Annotated in this window: 16 protein-coding genes and 1 tRNA gene; 13 read left to right on the forward strand and 4 right to left on the reverse strand. The window is 56.6% G+C overall.

Annotated features, from left to right (window positions below; translation table 11 throughout):
- Positions 1–2 precede the first annotated feature (2 nt).
- From ACR0IO_RS21545 to ACR0IO_RS21555, 3 genes are all read left to right on the forward strand, one after another.
- Positions 3–1,055 carry a glycosyltransferase family 4 protein gene (locus ACR0IO_RS21545; protein ID WP_480744660.1) on the forward strand — a complete coding sequence of 351 codons (1,053 nt, stop codon included), beginning with the start codon at positions 3–5 and terminating at the stop codon, positions 1,053–1,055.
- A 103-nt stretch (positions 1,056–1,158) separates the two neighbouring features.
- Positions 1,159–2,181 (forward strand): aspartate-semialdehyde dehydrogenase, encoded by a 1,023-nt coding sequence (locus tag ACR0IO_RS21550; RefSeq protein WP_155143096.1) that lies wholly within the window; start codon positions 1,159–1,161, stop codon positions 2,179–2,181.
- A gap of 131 nt (positions 2,182–2,312) precedes the next feature.
- Positions 2,313–3,935 carry a DUF4139 domain-containing protein gene (locus ACR0IO_RS21555; RefSeq protein WP_480744662.1) on the forward strand — a complete coding sequence of 541 codons (1,623 nt, stop codon included), beginning with the start codon at positions 2,313–2,315 and terminating at the stop codon, positions 3,933–3,935.
- 126 nt (positions 3,936–4,061) lie between these two features.
- On the opposite strand, the gene ACR0IO_RS21560 is transcribed toward ACR0IO_RS21555, so the two are convergent.
- Positions 4,062–4,148 (reverse strand) — tRNA-Leu (locus ACR0IO_RS21560).
- 210 nt (positions 4,149–4,358) lie between these two features.
- Here ACR0IO_RS21560 and ACR0IO_RS21565 point away from each other — a divergent pair.
- On the forward strand, positions 4,359–5,351 hold the full coding sequence (locus ACR0IO_RS21565; RefSeq protein ID WP_480744664.1) for a complex I NDUFA9 subunit family protein: 993 nt from the start codon (positions 4,359–4,361) through the stop codon (positions 5,349–5,351).
- Here the strand turns inward: ACR0IO_RS21565 and ACR0IO_RS21570 are convergent.
- On the reverse strand, positions 5,342–6,145 hold the full coding sequence (locus ACR0IO_RS21570) for an undecaprenyl-diphosphate phosphatase (RefSeq protein WP_480744715.1): 804 nt from the start codon (positions 6,143–6,145) through the stop codon (positions 5,342–5,344). The two genes, ACR0IO_RS21565 and ACR0IO_RS21570, sit on opposite strands and share 10 nt — an antisense overlap.
- Positions 6,146–6,376: 231 nt before the next feature.
- Between ACR0IO_RS21570 and ACR0IO_RS21575 the strand changes: the two genes are divergently transcribed.
- The 9 genes from ACR0IO_RS21575 to ACR0IO_RS21615 all read left to right on the forward strand — a co-directional run bounded on the left by ACR0IO_RS21575 (position 6,377) and on the right by ACR0IO_RS21615 (position 19,050).
- The gene (locus ACR0IO_RS21575) at positions 6,377–7,810 is read left to right on the forward strand and encodes an NAD(P)-dependent oxidoreductase (RefSeq protein ID WP_480744666.1); all 1,434 of its coding nucleotides are present in this window, start codon (positions 6,377–6,379) and stop codon (positions 7,808–7,810) included.
- Between the two features lie 53 nt (positions 7,811–7,863).
- On the forward strand, positions 7,864–8,298 hold the full coding sequence (locus ACR0IO_RS21580) for a GFA family protein (protein WP_480744669.1): 435 nt from the start codon (positions 7,864–7,866) through the stop codon (positions 8,296–8,298).
- Positions 8,295–8,735, forward strand: coding sequence for a GFA family protein (locus ACR0IO_RS21585; protein ID WP_209015967.1), 441 nt, complete (start codon positions 8,295–8,297; stop codon positions 8,733–8,735). Before ACR0IO_RS21580 ends, ACR0IO_RS21585 begins: the two co-directional genes overlap by 4 nt.
- Positions 8,736–8,737: 2 nt before the next feature.
- Positions 8,738–13,270, forward strand: a complete 4,533-nt coding sequence (gene gltB, locus ACR0IO_RS21590; RefSeq protein ID WP_155143091.1) for a glutamate synthase large subunit — start codon at positions 8,738–8,740, stop codon at positions 13,268–13,270.
- A 185-nt stretch (positions 13,271–13,455) separates the two neighbouring features.
- The gene (locus ACR0IO_RS21595) at positions 13,456–14,373 is read left to right on the forward strand and encodes a Hint domain-containing protein (RefSeq protein WP_155143090.1); all 918 of its coding nucleotides are present in this window, start codon (positions 13,456–13,458) and stop codon (positions 14,371–14,373) included.
- Positions 14,374–14,411: 38 nt separating this feature from the next.
- The gene (mtgA, locus tag ACR0IO_RS21600; RefSeq protein ID WP_155143089.1) at positions 14,412–15,152 is read left to right on the forward strand and encodes a monofunctional biosynthetic peptidoglycan transglycosylase; all 741 of its coding nucleotides are present in this window, start codon (positions 14,412–14,414) and stop codon (positions 15,150–15,152) included.
- A gap of 58 nt (positions 15,153–15,210) precedes the next feature.
- Entirely contained in the window at positions 15,211–15,876 is a 666-nt protein-coding gene (gene fzlA, locus ACR0IO_RS21605) for an FtsZ-binding protein FzlA (RefSeq protein WP_155143088.1), read from the forward strand.
- Positions 15,877–15,942: 66 nt separating this feature from the next.
- Positions 15,943–16,974, forward strand: a complete 1,032-nt coding sequence (gene queG, locus ACR0IO_RS21610) for a tRNA epoxyqueuosine(34) reductase QueG (protein ID WP_480744676.1) — start codon at positions 15,943–15,945, stop codon at positions 16,972–16,974.
- Positions 16,975–17,046: 72 nt separating this feature from the next.
- Positions 17,047–19,050, forward strand: coding sequence for a hydantoinase/oxoprolinase family protein (locus ACR0IO_RS21615; RefSeq protein WP_480744678.1), 2,004 nt, complete (start codon positions 17,047–17,049; stop codon positions 19,048–19,050).
- Positions 19,051–19,080: 30 nt separating this feature from the next.
- Here the strand turns inward: ACR0IO_RS21615 and msrA are convergent, their stop codons facing one another.
- Positions 19,081–19,593, reverse strand: coding sequence for a peptide-methionine (S)-S-oxide reductase MsrA (msrA, locus tag ACR0IO_RS21620; protein WP_480744680.1), 513 nt, complete (start codon positions 19,591–19,593; stop codon positions 19,081–19,083).
- Positions 19,590–20,039, reverse strand: a complete 450-nt coding sequence (gene msrB / locus ACR0IO_RS21625; protein ID WP_170335875.1) for a peptide-methionine (R)-S-oxide reductase MsrB — start codon at positions 20,037–20,039, stop codon at positions 19,590–19,592. Before msrB ends, msrA begins: the two co-directional genes overlap by 4 nt.
- Positions 20,040–20,105: the final 66 nt, after the last annotated feature.

Genomic DNA, 20,105 nt, shown 5'->3' on the forward strand with positions numbered 1-20,105 from the left:
ACATGACCTGTCGGGAGATCCAAGTGAAAGACCCTGTCGTCATTGCCCCAAATCTGAAACGCAGGCTGTCCGGCGTTACGGCGACCATCGCACGGTTGGTCCCGTTGCAGGTACAATGGATCGACATCGCCGCCACCGGTCCCGGATTGCCCGAGGATATTCCGCATATTCCCTTGGGCCGCCTGCCATTTCTCTCACGCCGCAGATTGCGCGTCTGGCACGCGCGGCGGAATACAGAGATGTTGTTGGGCCTGATCCTGCGTGGTCTCTTTCGTCTGAAACTCAAACTGTTGTTCACGAGCGCCTCCCAACGTGCCCATACCGGCTATACCAAGTGGCTGATCGGCAAAATGGATGCGGTTGTTTCGACGTCGCGCAAAACAGCCGGATATCTGGAACGTGAATCTCAGGTGATCATGCATGGCATCAACCTGCAGGACTTCACCCCACCCGATGACAAGGCGGCGCTGCGACAAAAACTTGGCCTGCCAGACGGTCTGTTGCTGGGCTGCTATGGCCGTATCCGCCACCAGAAAGGCACCGATGCATTTGTCGATGCGATGATTGAGCTGTGTGGTCGTTTCGATGATGTTTCTGGCATCGTCATGGGGCGGGCCACAGAGCATCACACCGGTTTCCTGAGCGATCTGAAAGCAAAAGTCGCCGCCGCTGGCTTGTCCGACCGCATCCTGTTCATGCCCGAAGTGACCGTCGACCAGATCGCCGAATGGTACCAGGTGCTGGACCTGTTCATTGCACCGCAACGCTGGGAAGGCTTCGGCCTCACCCCGCTTGAGGCGATGGCCTGCGGCGTTCCGGTTGTTGCAACCGATGTGGGTGCGTTTTCCGAAATCGTCACCCACCCGTCACTTGGCCGCGTCGTTGCACCGGATGATATCCCTGCCCTTGCGGATGCGGCGGCTGAGATGCTGGAAGACCGTGATTCCCTGTCTCAGTCAGGCCTCGCGGCCCGCGCCCATGTCGAACAGAATTTCGACATCAACAGCGAGGCAAAGACGCTGGTGGCACTGTATGAGCGCCTTCTGAACGACTGAACCGCCTCAATTCGACGTCATTCGGTCAATTCATCTGCGAAAGCTCTTTTTTCTTTTCTGCAACGCGGCTATGAACGCGCGTCCTTTATTCAGGAGACTAAAAATGGGCTATCGCGTCGTAGTCGTCGGCGCCACAGGAAATGTGGGCCGCGAAATGCTGAACATTCTGGCTGAACGCCAGTTCCCCGTCGATGAACTTGCTGCACTGGCAAGCCGTCGTTCGTTGGGCACCGAGGTAAGCTTTGGCGACACGACACTCACGACCAAGGACCTGGATACTTTTGATTTTACCGGCTGGGACATGGCGCTGTTTGCCGTGGGTTCCGAGGCAACCAAGGTATACGCCCCCAAGGCGGCGGCGGCTGGCTGCGTGGTGATCGATAACTCGTCGCTGTATCGCTATGACCCGGACATTCCGCTGATCGTGCCGGAATGTAACCCCGAGGCGATTCACGACTATAAAAACAAGAACATCATCGCCAACCCCAACTGCTCGACGGCGCAGATGGTCGTCGCGCTGAAGCCGCTGCATGACCGTGCACGCATTAAGCGCGTGGTTGTCTCGACGTATCAATCGGTGTCGGGTGCCGGTAAGGAAGGCATGGATGAGCTTTGGGATCAGACCAAGGCCATCTACAACCCGACGACCGAAGTTGAGCCGAAGAAGTTCCAGAAGCAGATCGCTTTCAACGTGATTCCGCAGATCGACGTCTTCATGGAAGACGGTTCAACCAAGGAAGAGTGGAAGATGGTTGTCGAGACCAAAAAGATCGTCGATCCGTCGATCAAGGTCACCGCAACCTGTGTTCGCGTTCCGGTATTCGTTGGCCATTCTGAGGCCGTGAACATCGAGTTCGAAGAGTTCCTCGACGAAGACGAAGCCCGCGACATCCTGCGCGAAGCACCGGGCATCATGGTAATCGACAAGCGTGAACCGGGTGGATACGTCTCACCAATTGAATGCGCGGGCGATTTCGCCACGTTCATCAGCCGCATCCGTCAGGATTCGACGGTTGAGAATGGCATCAACCTGTGGTGCGTTTCGGACAACCTGCGCAAAGGTGCTGCTCTGAACGCAGTGCAGATTGCCGAACTGTTGGGCCGTGAGGTTCTGAAGAAGGGCTAAGCCTTTCAAGTGACACAAATCGACAAGGGCCGTTTCGAAGGAAGCGGCCCTTTGCTTTTGAGCTGTCTTGCTATCGCGGCGGTGACCTGCAACGTTCAGGCCATCTCAAAACCGCATTCAAGCGAGACATTATGAAAGCTCTGATTTCCTTTCTGGCTTTTGCGCCAGCTTTGGCCTTTGCTGAAACTTTCACGATCGAAACCAAGGTAACCGAAGCAACGATATATCCCGAAGGCGCAGAGATTATCCGGTCCGGTACATTCAATGTTCCTGCCGGAAATCATCGCCTGATCCTGCCGGGAATACCCGCAGGTGATCCCGGTACACAGTTCACTACATTACAGGTAACGGCAGATGGGCTAAGCCAGTTGTCCCTTATACGGCGGGTCGACAACGTATCCAAGTATGATCATGAAAACGAAGCATTTCGACAAGCCGAAGACAAAGTAAAAGCTGTCGAGGAACAAATTGCAGCTGTTGAAGATGAGGCACGGGCCGCCCGGCTGATTGCCGAGGCTGCGCAGCAGACAATCGGCTTCTTAGGCAGTCTCGGCCACAACGAAGGATTGGCAGGTTCAGGACCTGACGAATTGCGCGATCTTGCCCGCATGATCGGCGATGAAACCCTGCGAGCTCAACAAACTGCCCACGGTTCGGAACTGGAAGCCCGCAAGATCGAAGCAAAGCTAGATCAGCTTCACAAGGAACTCGAAATCGCGAAAGACAAACGTGATGCGTTGATACCTGATATCGAAGGCCACCTGTTCGTGGCTGTGGATGTGAGCGCTGAAGTCGCGACAGCAGGCAATCTGACAGTTTCATACCTCGATGCATACGCGGCAGAATGGATGCCCAGTTATGAGTTTCACCTGAAAACCGGAGCCGATCCGCAGGTTCAAATCAGCCGCAGCGTTCTGGTTTCTCAGCACACCGGTGAAAGCTGGCATGACATAACGATGAATGTATCGCCCCTTGCACCGACAAGTCAGAATTCCGCATCTCGGTTATATCCGAGGCTGAGAACCATCAGCGAGATAGCCGACACCTACAACAGTCTTGAAGAACCCGCGGTGGAAGCGCCTGTTGTCGTTGAAGAAACTATGGGTGCCTATACGCTCCAAACCGCGTCAGTAGAGGGAACAGGGGTCAGCTATACGGTTCCGACGCCAATTTCGGTCTCTGCCGGATCGGATTATACCGAGGTCTCAATCGATCAATTTAGTCAGCCCGCTGAAGTCTTTGCAATGGCAGTGCCATTGAAGGACGACGTCGCGTTCCGCACGGTCCGCTTTACAAATCCTCTGGATCAAAACCTTTTGCCCTCCGAACTGGCAAAATGGTTCGTCGATGACATTCTGGTCGCAGTCGGCGATTCCACGAAGATCGGGCCGCGGGAAGAAGTCGAAATGGGATTTGGACCTATCTTTGGCCTATCCGTTTCCAGCATTGTTTTGGACCGCAGCAGCGGTGATGCCGGTATAATTTCACGCTCGAACCAGCGGGTTGAAACGGCCGAAATTCGCATTGCCAACCGGACAGATCAAACCTGGCCCTTACGGATCATCGACCGGATGCCTTACTCAGAACAGGACGATCTGCAGATTGTGTGGACTGCAGAACCACACCCGAATGAGGAAAACGTCGGCGACGAGCGCGGCATCTTGGCCTGGGAAACTCGGATGGAACCCGGCCAGACCGAGATTATCAAACTGAATCTTGAGCTTAGCTGGCCAGAAGGTATGGCGCTGGACTGAGCCTTGGGACGAGGGATCGTTTCCGGTCCCTCTTCTTTCAGACTCGTTGGAATGCGTCTTCACGCATCAGGCATGATTCTCCAAGCCTTTTGCCCGAGCGTTCACAACCATATTTTCCAGAAGATTTGGTGCCCAGGAGAGGACTCGAACCTCCACGTCCATACGGACACTAGCACCTGAAGCTAGCGCGTCTACCAATTCCGCCACCTGGGCAGGTGTCGTGAGGGGGCGTTTAAGCCTAGTCGCCGGGAGCGTCAACAGGATTCGGATAGTTTTTTGAAAGATTTTTTACAGCGTCTTCGACACTGCCTGACACTGCACTGCTAAGCCCCCGTTTTTCATAACGTCGCGGCGTTATTGCGCCTTGTTTGAGGTGCCTTCGAGCGCTAGATATTTTCGCAGCCATGTTTCAGGAGCCAGCCCATGACCAAAATGGTTACGATTTACGGTGGATCGGGTTTTGTCGGTCGCTACATCACTCGGCGACTGGCAAGCGAAGGCTGGCGTGTTCGGGTTGCCGTACGGCGTCCCAATGAGGCGATGTTTGTCAAAACCTACGGTGTCGTAGGCCAGGTCGAGCCGATCCTATGCAACATCCGCAACGACGCTTCGGTTGCCATGGCGATGCATGGGGCGGATGCGGTGGTCAACTGCGTTGGTGTCCTCAATGAGCTTGGCAAAAATGAATTCAGCGCAGTGCAGGCCGAGGGCGCCGAACGGATCGCGCGCCTTGCGGCCGAGCAGGGAATCACACGTATGGTTCATATCTCTGCCATCGGGGCAGATGCAGAATCAGACAGCGAGTATTCCCGGACCAAAGCTCATGGCGAAGCGGGCGTTCTGGCGCATATGCCGGATGCCGTCATTCTGCGCCCCTCGGTCATTTTTGGTACCGAAGATCAGTTCTTCAACCGGTTCGCCGGAATGACACGTATGTCGCCATTCCTGCCTTTGGTTGGTGCCGATACGCGCTTTCAGCCGGTTTATGTCGACGATGTTGCGCAGGCTGCCGTTCTGGGCGTTCTGGGTCATGCGCAACCCGGCGTTTACGAGCTTGGCGGCCCCGAGGTCAAAAGCTTCCGCGCTTTGATGCAGCAGATGCTTGAGGTCATTCATCGACGCCGGATCATTATCGGTATGCCCTTCTTGGCAGCGCGGATCATGGCGGGCGTTCTGGACATCATCAAATTCGTAAGCTTCCAGCTGTTTCCGAACCATATCCTGACCCGTGATCAGGTTAAAAACCTGCGCCGGGACAATGTTGTGTCAGATAGTGCCAAGACCTTTGCGGATTTGGGCATTGAACCGGCGGCCCTGGAATCGATCCTGCCCGAATACCTGTGGAAATTCCGCCCCTCGGGTCAGTATGATGACATTCAGAACTCGGCTAAGAACCTGCGGACTGATCAGCTGTAGGCAACGAACAGCAGCACTACACCCAAAATAACGCGGTAGATCACGTATGGCGTAAAGCTGATGCTGCGCAGCAGGCGCATCATCAGGCTAAGCGCCAGCAATGCCGAGAAAAAGGCGAACACAGCTGCGATTGCACCATCTCTGGCAAGCTGAGCATCAGCCTGCTGGATTACATCCACCGACAACAGTACCCCGGATGCGATGATTGTTGGGATCGACATCAGCATCGCGATCCGTGCACCGTCTTCTCTCGAATACCCCAGCTGTCTTGCACCGGTTATCGTGATGCCTGAACGGGATGTACCCGGGATCAGGGCCAGCACCTGCCATAACCCCATGATCAAAGCGTCTCGAACACCCCAGTCGGCGGCATGTTTGGTTTGAGCACCTTTTTGGTCCATCCAATACAGCAACAGACCAAATCCCAACATTGTCCAACCGATCACAGCCACAGAACGCATTGCGCTGCTGAGGCCTGTCAGATGCAGAATCGCTCCCACGATGACGGTTGGGATGGTGGCAATGATCAATCCAAAGGCCAGACGAGACTGTGGGGTATCAACATGCCCGGTCAGGGCACGTGGCAGACCCGCCAAGGCCTGTTTCACGTCAGCCCAGAAATAGAGGATCACTGCTCCCAACGTTCCGACATGCACGGCCACATCGATCGCCAACCCCTGATCATCCATACCCGTCAGACTAGGCAGCAGGATCAGATGCCCGGAAGATGATATCGGCAGGAATTCGGTGATACCCTGAATTACCGCCACTAGAATCAACTGAAGAAGACTCATCTGCTCTGCCCGTGCTGCCATCACGCGTTGTTTGCGTTCAATGGGTATTACTGTGGTGTCGGAAAAGAAAGTGAACAAATAGGTCCGTATCGGAACTAAAAATTGCAATAAATTTCGCGGATTTGGGTTTTGAGTTCTTTTTTTTCCAAAATAGGTCAGTACAATTGACTTTTCATCTGAAATACCATCCCGTAAAGAGTTCCGACCAAGCCAATTCATGGAGTCTGACCCGTGGCCAAGCAACCGATGCTGAAATTTGTGCAGATCGACCGCGTCATGCCGGAAAAGCGTGCCGCTAATGACCGCAAAGAAGACTTTGACGAGATCTATGCAGAGTTCGCAGCTGAAAAAGCTGCTGAGCAGGCCAGCCGGTGCAGCCAGTGTGGTGTGCCATACTGTCAGTCGCACTGCCCGCTGCACAACAACATCCCGGATTGGCTGAATCTGACAGCAACCGGGCGTTTGGAAGAGGCCTATCAGACCAGCCAGGCCACCAATACCTTCCCCGAAATCTGCGGCCGCATCTGCCCGCAGGACCGCTTGTGTGAAGGCAATTGCGTGATCGAACAGTCAGGCCATGGCACGGTCACCATCGGAACGATCGAGAAGTACATTACCGATACCGCGTGGGATAAGGGCTGGGTTCAACCCGCAGCTCCCAATAGCGAGCGATCTGAAAGCGTCGGCATCATTGGTGGAGGACCCGGCGGTCTGGCGGCAGCTGACATGCTGCGCCGTGCAGGAATTCAGGTAACGGTTTATGACCGCTATGACCGCGCGGGCGGTCTGCTGATGTATGGCATCCCCGGTTTCAAGCTTGAGAAAGACATCGTGCAGCGCCGGAACGATTTGCTCGCTGACGGCGGAGTTGAGTTCGTGTTGAACTGCGATGTGGATGCTGCGAAGTTCGAAGAAATCCGCGCCAAGCACGACGCGGTTATCATCGCAACCGGCGTATACAAATCCCGCGATCTGACCATGCCAGGCAGCGGTCTGGCCGGAATCGAAAAAGCCATCGACTTCCTGACCGCTTCGAACCGCAAAAGCTTTGGTGACGCGGTTGAGGATTTCGACAACGGCCGCCTGAATGCCGAAGGCAAAAAAGTGGTTGTCATCGGTGGTGGCGACACTGCGATGGACTGTGTACGGACCTCGATCCGTCAGGGTGCTACCTCGGTCAAATGTCTGTATCGCCGTGACAAGGCCAACATGCCTGGCTCGCAGCGTGAAACACAGAATGCCGAGGAAGAAGGCGTTGTGTTTGAGTGGCTCAGCGCACCCAAGGGCTTTACCGGTGATGAAAAAGTGTCCGGTGTGATGGTGCAGAAGATGCGCCTGGGTCAGCCCGACGCGTCGGGTCGCCAGGCACCCGAAGTGATCGAAGGTGCAGATTATGTCGAAGAGGCCGATCTGGTGATCAAGGCACTGGGTTTCGAACCCGAAGACCTGCCTGCGTTGTTCGGTCAGCCCGACCTGCCAGTCACTCGGTGGGGCACCGTCAAAGCCGCGTTCCAAACCGGTGAGACCGAGATGGACGGCGTCTATGCAATCGGTGACATCGTACGCGGTGCCTCTCTGGTGGTGTGGGCGATCCGTGACGGGCGCGATTGCGCAGATGCAATTATCGACCGGTTCAACAGCAAGGCTGCCGTAGCAGCTGAATAATCTTCAACCCAGCATGGCGACACAGCCATGAGCCCAGCGACAGGAGGGATGTCATGCCCGAATTGCAAGGCCAGTGTATGTGCGGCGCGGTTACCGTAACCGCCACCCCTGCGCGCGATGCGCTGGGTGCATGTCATTGCGACATGTGCCGCCGCTGGAGCAGCAGCGCATTCGTCAGCTTTCCGGCCGAGCCGGGCTATGCCGCGCTGGGACCGGTTCGGACATACACATCGTCAGACTGGGCGGAACGTGCCTTTTGCGAGGAATGCGGATCCGCGCTCTGGTACCGCATCACCCTGCCGGGCGAAATGCATGGGCAGACCCAGATGGCTGCCGGACTGTTCGACAATGCCGCAAACAGCGAGATCAAGCTGGAGCTTTACATCGACAAGAAGCCAGAAGGTTACACTTTTGAAGGTGAACGCCGCCAGATGACCGAAGCCGAAGTGATCGCTGCCTATTCCCCTGAATCGGAGGGCAACGCATGAGCGCACGCGCAGGTCAATGCATGTGCGGTGAGGTCCGGTTCACGGCACAGAACGTGCCTCAGGAATTCGGCACCTGCCACTGCAAGATGTGCCAGCGGTGGCTTGGGTCAGCGTTTCTGGGTGTTACCATCGCCGAAAAAAACCTGAGCTGGCAAGGTGAGGATAACATCGCGACGCTGCAAAGCTCGGGCTGGGCGGAACGGGCCTGGTGCAGCAAATGTGGCACCGGGCTTTGGTACCGGGTGACCGCTGATGGCCCTCTCAATGGCAATTACGAGATACCGATCGGCATTTTTGACGATGCTGAAGGATTCAAGATGACGCGCGAGATCTTTATCGACCGCAAACCGGATGCGTTCGCCTTTCAGGGTGAACATGAACTGCTGACCGAAGCGCAAGTATTTGCGCTGTACGGGCCGACCACGGAAGGAGCCTGACCATGAGCGTATATGACGAAAACTGGGTCAAAAACGAAGAAACCAAGCGCAAATGGATGGCCGAAAATGGTCTCTATTCTGAGGAAGAAGAGCATTCTTCCTGTGGTGTTGGCCTTGTTGTTTCCATTGACGGAAAGAAAAGCCGCAAGGTCGTGGATGCGGGCATCGATGCCCTTAAGGCGATCTGGCACCGTGGCGCGGTGGACGCGGATGGCAAGACCGGCGATGGCGCTGGCATCCACGTGCAGATTCCGGTTCCGTTCTTCTATGATCAGATCCGTCGTACCGGCCATGAACCGAAACTGGACGAGCTGATTGCGGTTGGTCAGGTCTTCCTGCCCCGCACTGATTTTGGCGCGCAGGAAAGCTGCCGAACCATCGTGGAAACCGAAGTTCTGCGTATGGGCTATTACATCTATGGCTGGCGTCATGTGCCAGTTGATGTGACCTGTCTGGGCGAAAAAGCCAACGCCACCCGACCAGAGATCGAGCAAATTCTGATCTCGAACTCGAAAGGTGTGGATGAGGATACGTTCGAGCGTGAACTTTATGTGATCCGTCGTCGCATCGAAAAGGCGGCAATGGCCGCGGGTATCTCGGGCTTGTACCTGGCCTCGCTCAGCTGCCGATCAATCATCTATAAGGGCATGATGCTGGCCGAGCAGGTCGCGGTCTTCTACCCCGATCTGATGGACGAACGATTCGAATCCGCCTTTGCGATCTACCACCAGCGTTATTCAACCAACACCTTCCCGCAGTGGTGGCTGGCGCAACCTTTCCGCATGCTAGCCCATAACGGCGAGATCAACACGCTGAAGGGCAACGTCAACTGGATGAAAAGCCATGAGATCCGCATGGCATCAGCCACCTTTGGCGACTATGCCGAAGATATCAAACCTATCATCGCAGGGGGGTCGTCGGATTCGGCCGCATTAGACTCGGTTTTCGAAGTTCTTGTGCGCGCGGGTCGTTCGGCCCCGATGGCAAAAACCATGCTGGTGCCGGAAAGCTGGTCCAAGCAGGCAGTGGAACTGCCGCAGGCATGGCGCGACATGTATTCCTACTGCAACTCAGTGATGGAGCCGTGGGACGGTCCGGCCGCACTGGCCATGACTGACGGTCGCTGGGTTTGTGCCGGTCTGGACCGCAATGGTCTGCGCCCCATGCGTTATGTGGTGACAGGCGACGGTCTTGTGATTGCGGGATCCGAGGCCGGCATGGTGCCGATTGACGAGGCAACCGTGACCGAAAAGGGCGCGCTTGGCCCGGGACAGATGCTGGCCGTCGACATGAAGAAGGGCAAACTGTTCCGCGACACGCAGATCAAGAACAAACTGGCCGCTGCACTGCCGTTTGGCGAGTGGGTCGGAAAGATCAATGATCTGGACGAAGCGTTGGCAGGTGTGACCGAAAAGCCGATGTTCTCGGGTGAAGACCTGCGCAAGCGCCAGATCGCAGCAGGCTATTCGGTCGAGGAGCTGGAGCAAATTCTGGCGCCCATGGCCGAAGACGGCAAAGAGGCGCTGGCATCCATGGGCGACGATACGCCCTCAGCGGTTCTGTCCAAGCAATACCGCCCGCTCAGCCATTTTTTCCGGCAGAACTTTAGCCAGGTCACCAACCCGCCGATCGACAGTTTGCGCGAGTACCGCGTCATGTCGCTGAAAACACGGTTCGGGAACCTGAAGAACGTATTGGACGAGGACAGTAGCCAGACCGAGATCATTGTTCTGGAAAGCCCCTTTGTCGGCAACGCGCAATGGGATGAACTGGTTGGGCACCTCAATGCTCCGCTGGCTGAGATTGATTGTAGCTTTGAGCCCGGTCAGGGTGCGCTGAGCGCTGCTTTGGCCCGTGTTAGAGCTGAAGCTGAGGAAGCGGTTCGTTCGGGCGCCGGGCACCTGGTTCTGTCCGACATGAACTCTGGTGAAGGTCGTGTGGCGATGCCGATGATCCTTGCCACCAGCGCAGTGCACTCGCACCTGACCCGTCAGGGCCTACGGACTTTCTGCTCGCTGAACGTTCGCTCAGCAGAATGTGTCGATCCGCATTACTTTGCGGTTCTGATCGGCTGTGGCGCGACTGTTGTGAACGCCTATCTGGCCGAAGATTCGCTGGCCGACCGCATTGATCGTGGTCTGCTGGACGGCACCCTGACTGAAAACGTTGCGCGCTATCGCGAAGCCATCGACCAGGGTCTGCTAAAAATCATGGCCAAGATGGGTATTTCGGTGATCTCATCTTATCGCGGAGGTCTGAATTTCGAAGCCGTTGGTCTCAGCCGCGCGATGGTGGCCGAGTACTTCCCGGGTATGACCAGCCGAATTTCCGGCATCGGTGTCACGGGCATTCAGACCAAAGTCGAAGAAATCCATGCCAAAGCGTGGGACAGCGGTCTGGATGTTCTGCCCATCGGTGGTTTCTACAAAGCGCGTAAATCGGGTGAGACCCACGCGTGGGAAGCAACCTCGATGCACATGATGCAAATGGCCTGTAACCGCGCCTCATATGAGCTGTGGAAGCAATACTCGGCCAAGATGCAATCGAACCCGCCGATCCACCTGCGCGACCTGATGGATTTCAAACCGCTGGGCAAGCCGGTGCCGATTGAAGAGGTCGAGTCGATCACTTCGATCCGCAAACGGTTCGTGACGCCGGGTATGTCGCTGGGCGCGCTGAGCCCTGAGGCGCACAAAACGCTGAACGTGGCGATGAACCGGATCGGTGCCAAGTCCGACTCGGGCGAGGGTGGCGAAGATCCGGCGCATTTCGTACCGGAGCCCAATGGTGACAACCCGTCGGCCAAGATCAAACAAGTTGCTTCGGGTCGGTTTGGTGTAACCGCCGAATACCTGAATCAGTGTGAAGAACTGGAGATCAAGGTCGCCCAAGGCGCGAAACCCGGTGAGGGTGGTCAGCTTCCAGGCATGAAGGTCACCGACCTGATTGCGCGTCTGCGGCATTCGACCAAGGGCGTGACGCTGATTTCGCCGCCGCCGCACCACGATATCTACTCGATCGAAGACCTGGCGCAGCTGATCTATGACCTGAAGCAGATCAACCCGCGCTGCAAGGTGACGGTCAAACTGGTGGCGTCTTCGGGTGTTGGCACGATTGCTGCCGGTGTGGCCAAGGCGAAAGCGGACGTTATCCTTATTTCGGGTCACAATGGCGGCACCGGGGCGTCGCCCGCTACGTCCATCAAATACGCCGGTTTGCCGTGGGAAATGGGCCTGACCGAAGCACATCAGGTCCTCGCGATGAACAACCTGCGGGATCGCATCACGCTGCGGACCGATGGTGGGCTTCGCACAGGTCGAGACATCGTCATGGCTGCGATGATGGGGGCCGAGGAATACGGCATCGGAACCGCCGCCCTGATCGCAATGGGTTGCATCATGGTGCGTCAGTGCCAGTCCAACACCTGTCCGGTTGGCGTGTGTACGCAGGATGAATCCCTGCGTGCCAAATTCACCGGCAACGCAGACAAGGTTGTAAACCTGATCACCTTCTACGCACAGGAAGTGCGGGAGGTTCTGGCCAGCCTCGGTGCGCGTTCGGTGGATGAGATCATCGGTCGGGCGGATTTGCTGGCGCAGGTCAGCCGTGGTTCGGCGCATCTGGACGATCTGGACCTCAACCCCCTGCTGATCACGGTCGATGGTGCGCACAACATCGTCTACAACCGCGACAAGGATCGGAATGCGGTGCCGGATACTCTGGATGCCGAGATTGTTCGCGACGCGGCACGGTTCCTGAAAGACGGCGAAAAGATGCAGCTGTCCTATGCGATCCAAAACACGCATCGCACCGTGGGCACTCGCGTTTCCAGCCACATCGTGCAGAATTTTGGTATGCGGAACACCTTCCAGGACGATCATCTGCACGTGAAACTGCAGGGTTCGGCCGGTCAGTCTCTGGGAGCCTTTGCAGCTCCGGGCCTGAAGCTCGAGGTGTCGGGCGATGCCAATGACTATGTCGGCAAAGGCCTGTCCGGTGGCACCATTGTGGTGCGACCGCCGCAGGTCAGCCCGCTCAAGGCGGATGACAACACCATTATCGGCAATACGGTGCTGTATGGTGCCACCGATGGTCACTTGTTTGCTGCTGGCCGTGCGGGTGAACGTTTCGCCGTCAGAAACTCGGGTGCCAAGGTGGTGATCGAGGGCTGTGGCTCGAACGGGTGTGAATACATGACTGGTGGCGTTGCGGTGATCCTTGGTGATATCGGCGCGAACTTTGGTGCGGGGATGACGGGGGGCATGGCCTACCTTTACGACCCGGAAGGCAAGGCAGAGCTGCTGATGAACCTGGAGACCCTGGTCACCTGCCCGGTCACTGTTGATCACTGGGAAGATCAGCTGAAATCTTTGATCGAGCGTCATGTTGCAGAAACCAACAGCCGCAAGGCCATTGATATTCTGCAGCATTGGGAGGTTGAAAAGACCAACTTCCTGCAGGTTTGTCCCAAAGAGATGCTGAACAAGCTGGCTCACCCGCTTAGCCTGGAGGCGACGGCTGTTCCGGCAGAATAGGTTTACGAACAGTTGAAAATCAGAGCCCCGCGTGTCGCTTGCGACGTGCGGGGTTTTGCTGTTTGGCAACAATTTCACCTGATTCATTGCGTATTTGCAGAAAAAACGCCTAGCATTGGTCAAAGTTTCTTCAGGAATTGACACAATACTGAGGCTTGGTTTGGTACGCGTAGTGGAGCAGTTCGATGCCAACAACTTACTTTGATCAGTTCTTTGCAATGGACCCGGCGAACCCGCCCCCCGCAGGAACTTTGCTGACCGTTGAGAACTACAATCTTGTCGATCAAAACGACGATGGTGAGATTGAGGCTCCTGGCGGCGACACAGTAAACGGTCAGGATGTAACCTCTTCGTGGCCCGGCGATACAGTTGTTATAAACGTCCCCGGAACTGGCCCGGTGACATATACCGGCATCACGTTCTACCTGGCTGACGGGACGCGGGTATTTACCCCAACCGACGGCAAGGTCCTTGAAGAAGGGACGCTTGTTTCAACTACATTCGTAAATACGCAAGGACCGTTGAATGTACCCGGCCAGCTTGGTCCACCATGTTTTACACCGGGCACCATGATCGAAACGCCTGATGGACCACGCGCAGTTGAAGATCTGAAGCCGGGTGATCTGGTAAATACTATGGACAATGGTCCACAACCCTTGCTCTGGGTTGGTCGTACCACGGTGGCCGCCACCGGGGACACTGCGCCGATCCGATTTGAGGCCGGTGTTTTGGAGTTGGATCGCGAGACCCTGGTGTCACCCCAACATCGGATGCTGATTGCTGACTGGCGGGCACCATATCTGTTTGGACATACAGAGGTTCTGATCGCAGCACATTCTCTGGTTAACGGCGATACCGTAACGCGGGTCGAAGGTGGAGAAATAGATTACATCCACCTTTTGTTCGGTCAGCATGAAATTGTGACAGCAAACGGTGCAAAAAGCGAAAGCTACTATCCCGGACATGCAGTCTCGCAATCCGAACGCGAGACACAGGCTGAAATTCTGGCATTGTTTCCTGAGCTTACCAGCCGCGAGCTGCATGCTCAGAAGACCGTGCGCCCGGTGGTTCGCCCGCGCGATGGTCGGCTCATCGCGATATAGACCGTTTCAAATAACGGTTGCGCAGCGTATAGCGAGGTATGGCAAAGCAAGCAGTCCGCAAATCAGGCGGTAAGAAAAACAAGGCAACCAAAGCCAAAAATCAGCCCTCACTCTTCGCCCGGATCAGGCGATGGGCGATACGGGGTGCCTTGGGGTTGGCTGCGTTCTTTGTAGCCCTTGTTCTGATTTATTCGGTTGTGAACCCACCGGTCACCCACACAATCTGGTCTGAATGGCGCCGGTTGGGACGTGTTGACCGGGAATGGGTTCCGATTGAAGAGATTTCGCCCATTATGGCGCGCTCAGCCGTGGCTGCAGAAGACGCGAATTTCTGCCTTCATTGGGGATTTGATGTCGAAGCGATCCGCGATGCGCTTGAGGATGGTGGATCACGTGGCGCATCAACCATCACCCAGCAGGTGGTCAAGAACGTCTTCCTTTGGCAGGGCCGCAGCTGGGTCCGCAAGGCGCTGGAAACGTCGATGACACCTGTTGTCGAGATCTTCTGGAGCAAGCAGAGGATTCTTGAGGTTTATCTGAACGTCGCTGAGACCGGACAAGGGGTCTTTGGGGTCGAAGCGGCTGCACAACGTTACTACGGTGTCAGCGCCGCCAAGCTGTCGCCGGTACAGGCTGCCCGACTGGCGGCAATCCTGCCCTCTCCCCGCAACAGGTCGGTTACAGACCCTTCGGTTCGGACACGTCGCCGGGCGGCTTCGATCCTTGATGGGGCGGCTACCATCCGCGCAGATGGTCGCGCAGATTGTTTCGAGGATTGAAACCACTACCCTGCCAAGGCTAAAGCTTGGAAGTATTCACTGGTTCGATTGGAAGTCCATGGCGCGTTTGTTTCACGTTCCCCTGTCCCCCTACTGTCGCAAGGTCCGTCTGTCGCTGGCGGAAAAGAAGATCGAAGTCGAACTGGTCGAAGAACGATATTGGGAACAGGATCCAGATTTTCTTCGGCGTAATCCAGCGGGCAAGGTACCAGTGCTACGGCTGGACGGATTGGTGTTGGCCGAAAGCGCTGCGATCTGTGAATACATCGAAGAAACCCGCCCTGAACCGCCTCTGATGCCCAAAAAGCCCGAGGCCCGTTACGAAGTCCGGCGAATTGTTGGCTGGTTCGATGACAAGTTTCACCACGAAGTGACTTCGAAACTTCTTTATGAGCGCGTGAACAAGAAGGTGACAGGTCAGGGGTATCCGGACAGTAAAAACGTCAAGGAAGGTGCGCGGGCGATCAAGTATCACCTGGACTACATGACCTGGTTGCTGGATCACCGCCGCTGGCTGGCGGGGGATCAGATGACATTGGCTGATTTTGCCGCTGCTGCGCATTTGTCAGCTTTGGACTACATCTCGGACGTGGACTGGAACCGCAGTCAGGTGGTCAAGGATTGGTATGCAAAGATCAAATCCAGACCGGCCTTCCGCTCGATCCTTGCGGATCAGGTCCCGGGTTTCCGGCCACCAGCCCATTACGCCGATCTGGATTTCTGATATCCAGAACAAGGGGTGGGACGCATCCAACCCCAAAGGCTCAGGGAACGGCTCGGCTCAATAACGATGACTCAAACACTCAAAGAGCGGTTGATATCGCAAGCTCTTTCCGAAGGGTTTGTATCCTGTCGCATCTGCCGACCGTGGGACATTCCCGAAGTTCCGGCTCGGCTGGATGCCTTTCTGCAAGCCGGATATCACGGTCAGATGGCTTGGATGGCCGAACGGACTCAATGGCGGGGCGATCCGTCCGCTTTGTGGCCCGAGGCTCGCTCGGTCATCATGCTGGCCGAAAGCTACACGCCCGATCATGATCCGACCGAAGTTCTGAACCACCCGGACCGGGGTGCGATCTCGGTTTACGCCCAGAACAAGGATTACCACGATCTCGTCAAGAAACGGCTAAAACGCCTTGCACGCTGGCTGATTGCCGAGGCCGGCGGAGAGGTGAAGGTATTTGTCGATACAGCGCCGGTTCCTGAAAAGGCGCTGGGCCATGCAGCCGGGCTTGGATGGCAAGGCAAGCACACCAATCTGGTCAGTCGGGATTGGGGTAATTGGTCCTTCATAGGGTCTGTTTTTACCACCATTGAGCTACCGGCTGACCCAGCCGAAGTGGACCATTGCGGATCCTGCCGAGCCTGTCTGGACAGCTGTCCGACCGATGCGTTTCCCGCCCCCTATCAACTGGATGCACGTCGCTGCATTTCGTACCTGACGATTGAACACAAAGGGCCTGTAGACGAAGAGCTGCGCCAGAAACTGGGCAACCGCATCTACGGCTGCGATGATTGCCTGGCGGCCTGCCCCTGGAACAAGTTTGCTGTGGCAGCAAGCGACATACGCTATGCGGCGCGCGAGGACCTCAAGGCACCAAAGCTGGCCGAGCTTGTTGCGTTGAACGATGCGGGTTTCCGTCAGAAATTCTCTGGCTCACCGATCAAGCGGATTGGTCGTGATCGCTTTGTGCGCAATGTCCTCTATGCCATCGGAAACTCTGGCACCGCTTCGCTGCGGTCTGCAGCACAGGCATTGATTCATGATCCGGATGCCACCGTCGCTGATGCGGCGCGATGGGCGGTGAAACGATTGTCATAAGTGCCGCAAACAGGCTGGACGCGTCGTTTCAATTCGCTACACCCGTCACCAGCGAACAATAAGGAGGACCCGATGGCCTTGGCTTTGGGTGTCGATACGGGCGGAACCTATACTGATGCGGTATTGATCCGGGATGAGAAAGAGGTCATCGCCTCGGCCAAATCCCTGACCACTCGCGCAGATTTGGCGATTGGTGTGGGCAAGGCAATCTCGGCCGTTCTGGACGAGGCGCAGGTGTCACCGGATCAGATCTCACTTGCCTCGTTGTCGACAACGCTTGCCACCAACGCGCTGGTTGAAGGGCAAGGTGGCCGTGTCGCTCTGATCTATATCGGCTTTCGGGAAAGCGATCTGGAAAAGCATGGGTTGAAGGATGCCCTGAAGGGTGACCCTGCGTTGGTGATTTCGGGCGGCCACAGCCATGCCGGAGGCGAGGTTGCACCGCTGGACATCCAAGCGCTTGAGGCATTTCTAGACTCTCACAAAGGCATTTCGGGCTTTGCGGTCGCAGCACAATTCGCCACGCGTAACCCGGCACATGAGTTAAAGGCAGCGCAGACCATTACCGAAAAGACGGGCGCCCCTGTCACCTGCTCACATCAGTTGTCAGCCAAGCTGAACGGTCCGAAACGGGCAGTAACAGCAGTGCTGAACGCCCGTTTGATCGGGATGATAGACCGGTTGATCGGACGTGCTCAGGACCGATTGCGCGAACTCGACATCCACGCCCCAATGATGGTCGTGCGTGGTGATGGTGCCTTGATGAGCGCAGAGCAGGCCCGTGAACGGCCGATCGAAACAATCCTCAGCGGACCTGCTGCCTCGATCGTGGGTGCACGCTGGTTAACCGGGGCCGAAAACGCTTTGGTCTCGGATATAGGCGGCACGACGACGGATGTGGCGTTGATCCGCGATGGCAAGCCAGCGATCGATCCAGCCGGTGCGCAAGTTGGTGGATTCCGAACCATGGTCGAAGCCGTTGCAATGCGAACCCATGGTCTGGGTGGGGACAGCCAGGTGCATGTCGTGACCGAAGGCCTGGGCGGCGGTGTGTTTCTTGGACCAAGACGTGTCTTGCCAGTTTCACTGATCGCAGCAGAAGCGCCAGAAATCGTCCATGCGGTTCTGGATGAACAACTACGGGCCACGACGGTCGGAGAGCATGACACACGTTTTGCCCGCCGCGTGCCGGGTATCCGCGCGGATGGTGTTGGTGAACGCGAAGAGGTTCTGCTGGATCGGCTTGGCGACACCGTATTACCCCTGTCTTCACTGCTGCGAACCCGGATGGAAAACGGTGCGCTGAACCGTCTGGTGGACCGCGGCGTTGTGCAGGTATCTGGCATTACTCCATCAGATGCCAGCCATGTACTTGGCAGGCTTACGGATTGGGACGGCGAGGCTGCCTGTAAAGCGTTGGAGCTGATCGCGCGCAGGCGGGTTGGGTCTGGTGACCTGTTGGCAAAATCCCCCGAGGCGCTTGCCCAGATGATCATTGATCAACTGACGGAACAGACAGCTTTGACCTTGTTAGAGACTGCATTTGCAGAAGAGACCGATGGATTGGGCCTACCAGCACAAGACTTGGCGCGGCATGTTCTGACGCAGCGCGGATTGTCTCGACACCGGGGTCTGATGGCTCTGGATGCCGCGCTGAATGTGGATGTGGTCGGGCTGGGCGCTTCGGCCCCCAGCTATTATCCGGCGGTTGGTGAGCGGCTACATTGCGCGATGGTCCTGCCAGAACATGCCGGCGTCGCCAATGCCATTGGTGCAGTGGTTGGTCGCCTTACATTGCGGCGTGCCGGTACGGTGACGTCACCTTCCGAAGGGCTCTTTCGCGTGCATCTCGAGGATGGGCCACAGGATTTCTCAGAACCGGATGCGGCGCTGGGCCTGTTGGAATCGGTTCTACGGGACGAAACCGAAAAATCAGTACGCGAGGCCGGAGCAGAAGATATCCGAGTGATTATAGATCGCGATATTCGCACTGCGCAGGTCGAAGGCAGGGACGTGTTTGTCGAGGCGCTTGTGACCGTCGAGGCCAGCGGCCGACCTAGGGTTGCCGTGGGCTAGCCTCCTCCGCGAACGGAGGAGGCGGGTTTACTATTCTGCGGCGTCGGTGCGCTTTGGCAGCACCCAGTCCTGACGCGGGAAGTGGCAGGTATACCCGTTTGGGATACGCTCCAGGTAGTCCTGATGCTCGGGCTCGGCTTCCCAGAAGTCACTCACAGGTTCCACCTCGGTCACGACCTTACCCGGCCAAATTCCGCTGGCATCCACATCGGCGATTGTGTCCACTGCGACCTGTTTCTGCGCCTCATCGACGTGGTAGATGGCAGAGCGATAGCTCATCCCGACGTCGTTGCCTTGGCGGTTCACTGTGGTCGGGTCGTGAATCTGAAAGAAGAACTCCAGCAACTCGCGATAGGTGATCCTGGTAGGATCAAACCAGATCTCAATCCCTTCTGCGTGGGTACCATGGTTGCGATAGGTTGCGTTTGGTACGTCTCCGCCAGTGTATCCGACACGAGTGCGAGAAACGCCGGGCAACTTGCGGATCAGATCCTGCATGCCCCAGAAACAGCCCCCGGCAAGAACAGCGCGTTGTTCGGTCATTGGATTTCCTCCACATGGATCAGGAATTCGCCGTAACCTTCGGTTTCCATATCGTCACGATGGATAAACCGAAGCGCGGCAGAGTTTATGCAATAGCGCAGCCCGCCATGCTCGCGCGGACCGTCCGGAAACACATGGCCCAGATGGCTGTCGCCATGTTTCGAACGTACCTCGGTGCGGATCATGCCCAGGGTGCGATCTTCGAGCTCTTCGACATGCTCGTGGATGATGGGCTTGGTAAAACTAGGCCAGCCACAGCCGGATTCGTATTTATGGGTCGAGGCAAACAGCGGCTCACCCGAGACGATATCGACATAGATACCCGGCTCTTTGTTGTTCAGGTGTTTTCCAGTACCCGGCCGTTCGGTACCGCTGCGCTGAGTCACGTGAAACTCTTCGGGAGAGAGGGCGGCGATGGCCTCGGGGTCTTTGGTGTAACGAGTCATGGCTCCTCCGGTGTTGTCTTTCGTGATGCACTATTTGGGCACATCATAGAGGAAATCAAAGCCATA

The sequence above is a fragment of the Ruegeria sp. CE12 genome (assembly GCF_056537525.1).

Coding starts and splice junctions, on each gene's coding strand:
- msrA (WP_480744680.1), bottom strand. CDS start 19,593: ATGACCGAACAACGCGCTGTTCTTGCCGGGGGCTGTTTCTGGGGCATG.
- ACR0IO_RS21570 (WP_480744715.1), bottom strand. CDS start 6,145: ATGAGTCTTCTTCAGTTGATTCTAGTGGCGGTAATTCAGGGTATCACC.
- queG (WP_480744676.1), top strand. CDS start 15,943: ATGACTCAAACACTCAAAGAGCGGTTGATATCGCAAGCTCTTTCCGAA.
- msrB (WP_170335875.1), bottom strand. CDS start 20,039: ATGACTCGTTACACCAAAGACCCCGAGGCCATCGCCGCCCTCTCTCCC.
- fzlA (WP_155143088.1), top strand. CDS start 15,211: ATGGCGCGTTTGTTTCACGTTCCCCTGTCCCCCTACTGTCGCAAGGTC.
- gltB (WP_155143091.1), top strand. CDS start 8,738: ATGAGCGTATATGACGAAAACTGGGTCAAAAACGAAGAAACCAAGCGC.
- ACR0IO_RS21585 (WP_209015967.1), top strand. CDS start 8,295: ATGAGCGCACGCGCAGGTCAATGCATGTGCGGTGAGGTCCGGTTCACG.
- ACR0IO_RS21580 (WP_480744669.1), top strand. CDS start 7,864: ATGCCCGAATTGCAAGGCCAGTGTATGTGCGGCGCGGTTACCGTAACC.
- ACR0IO_RS21555 (WP_480744662.1), top strand. CDS start 2,313: ATGAAAGCTCTGATTTCCTTTCTGGCTTTTGCGCCAGCTTTGGCCTTT.
- mtgA (WP_155143089.1), top strand. CDS start 14,412: ATGGCAAAGCAAGCAGTCCGCAAATCAGGCGGTAAGAAAAACAAGGCA.
- ACR0IO_RS21615 (WP_480744678.1), top strand. CDS start 17,047: ATGGCCTTGGCTTTGGGTGTCGATACGGGCGGAACCTATACTGATGCG.
- ACR0IO_RS21550 (WP_155143096.1), top strand. CDS start 1,159: ATGGGCTATCGCGTCGTAGTCGTCGGCGCCACAGGAAATGTGGGCCGC.
- ACR0IO_RS21545 (WP_480744660.1), top strand. CDS start 3: ATGACCTGTCGGGAGATCCAAGTGAAAGACCCTGTCGTCATTGCCCCA.
- ACR0IO_RS21565 (WP_480744664.1), top strand. CDS start 4,359: ATGACCAAAATGGTTACGATTTACGGTGGATCGGGTTTTGTCGGTCGC.
- ACR0IO_RS21595 (WP_155143090.1), top strand. CDS start 13,456: ATGCCAACAACTTACTTTGATCAGTTCTTTGCAATGGACCCGGCGAAC.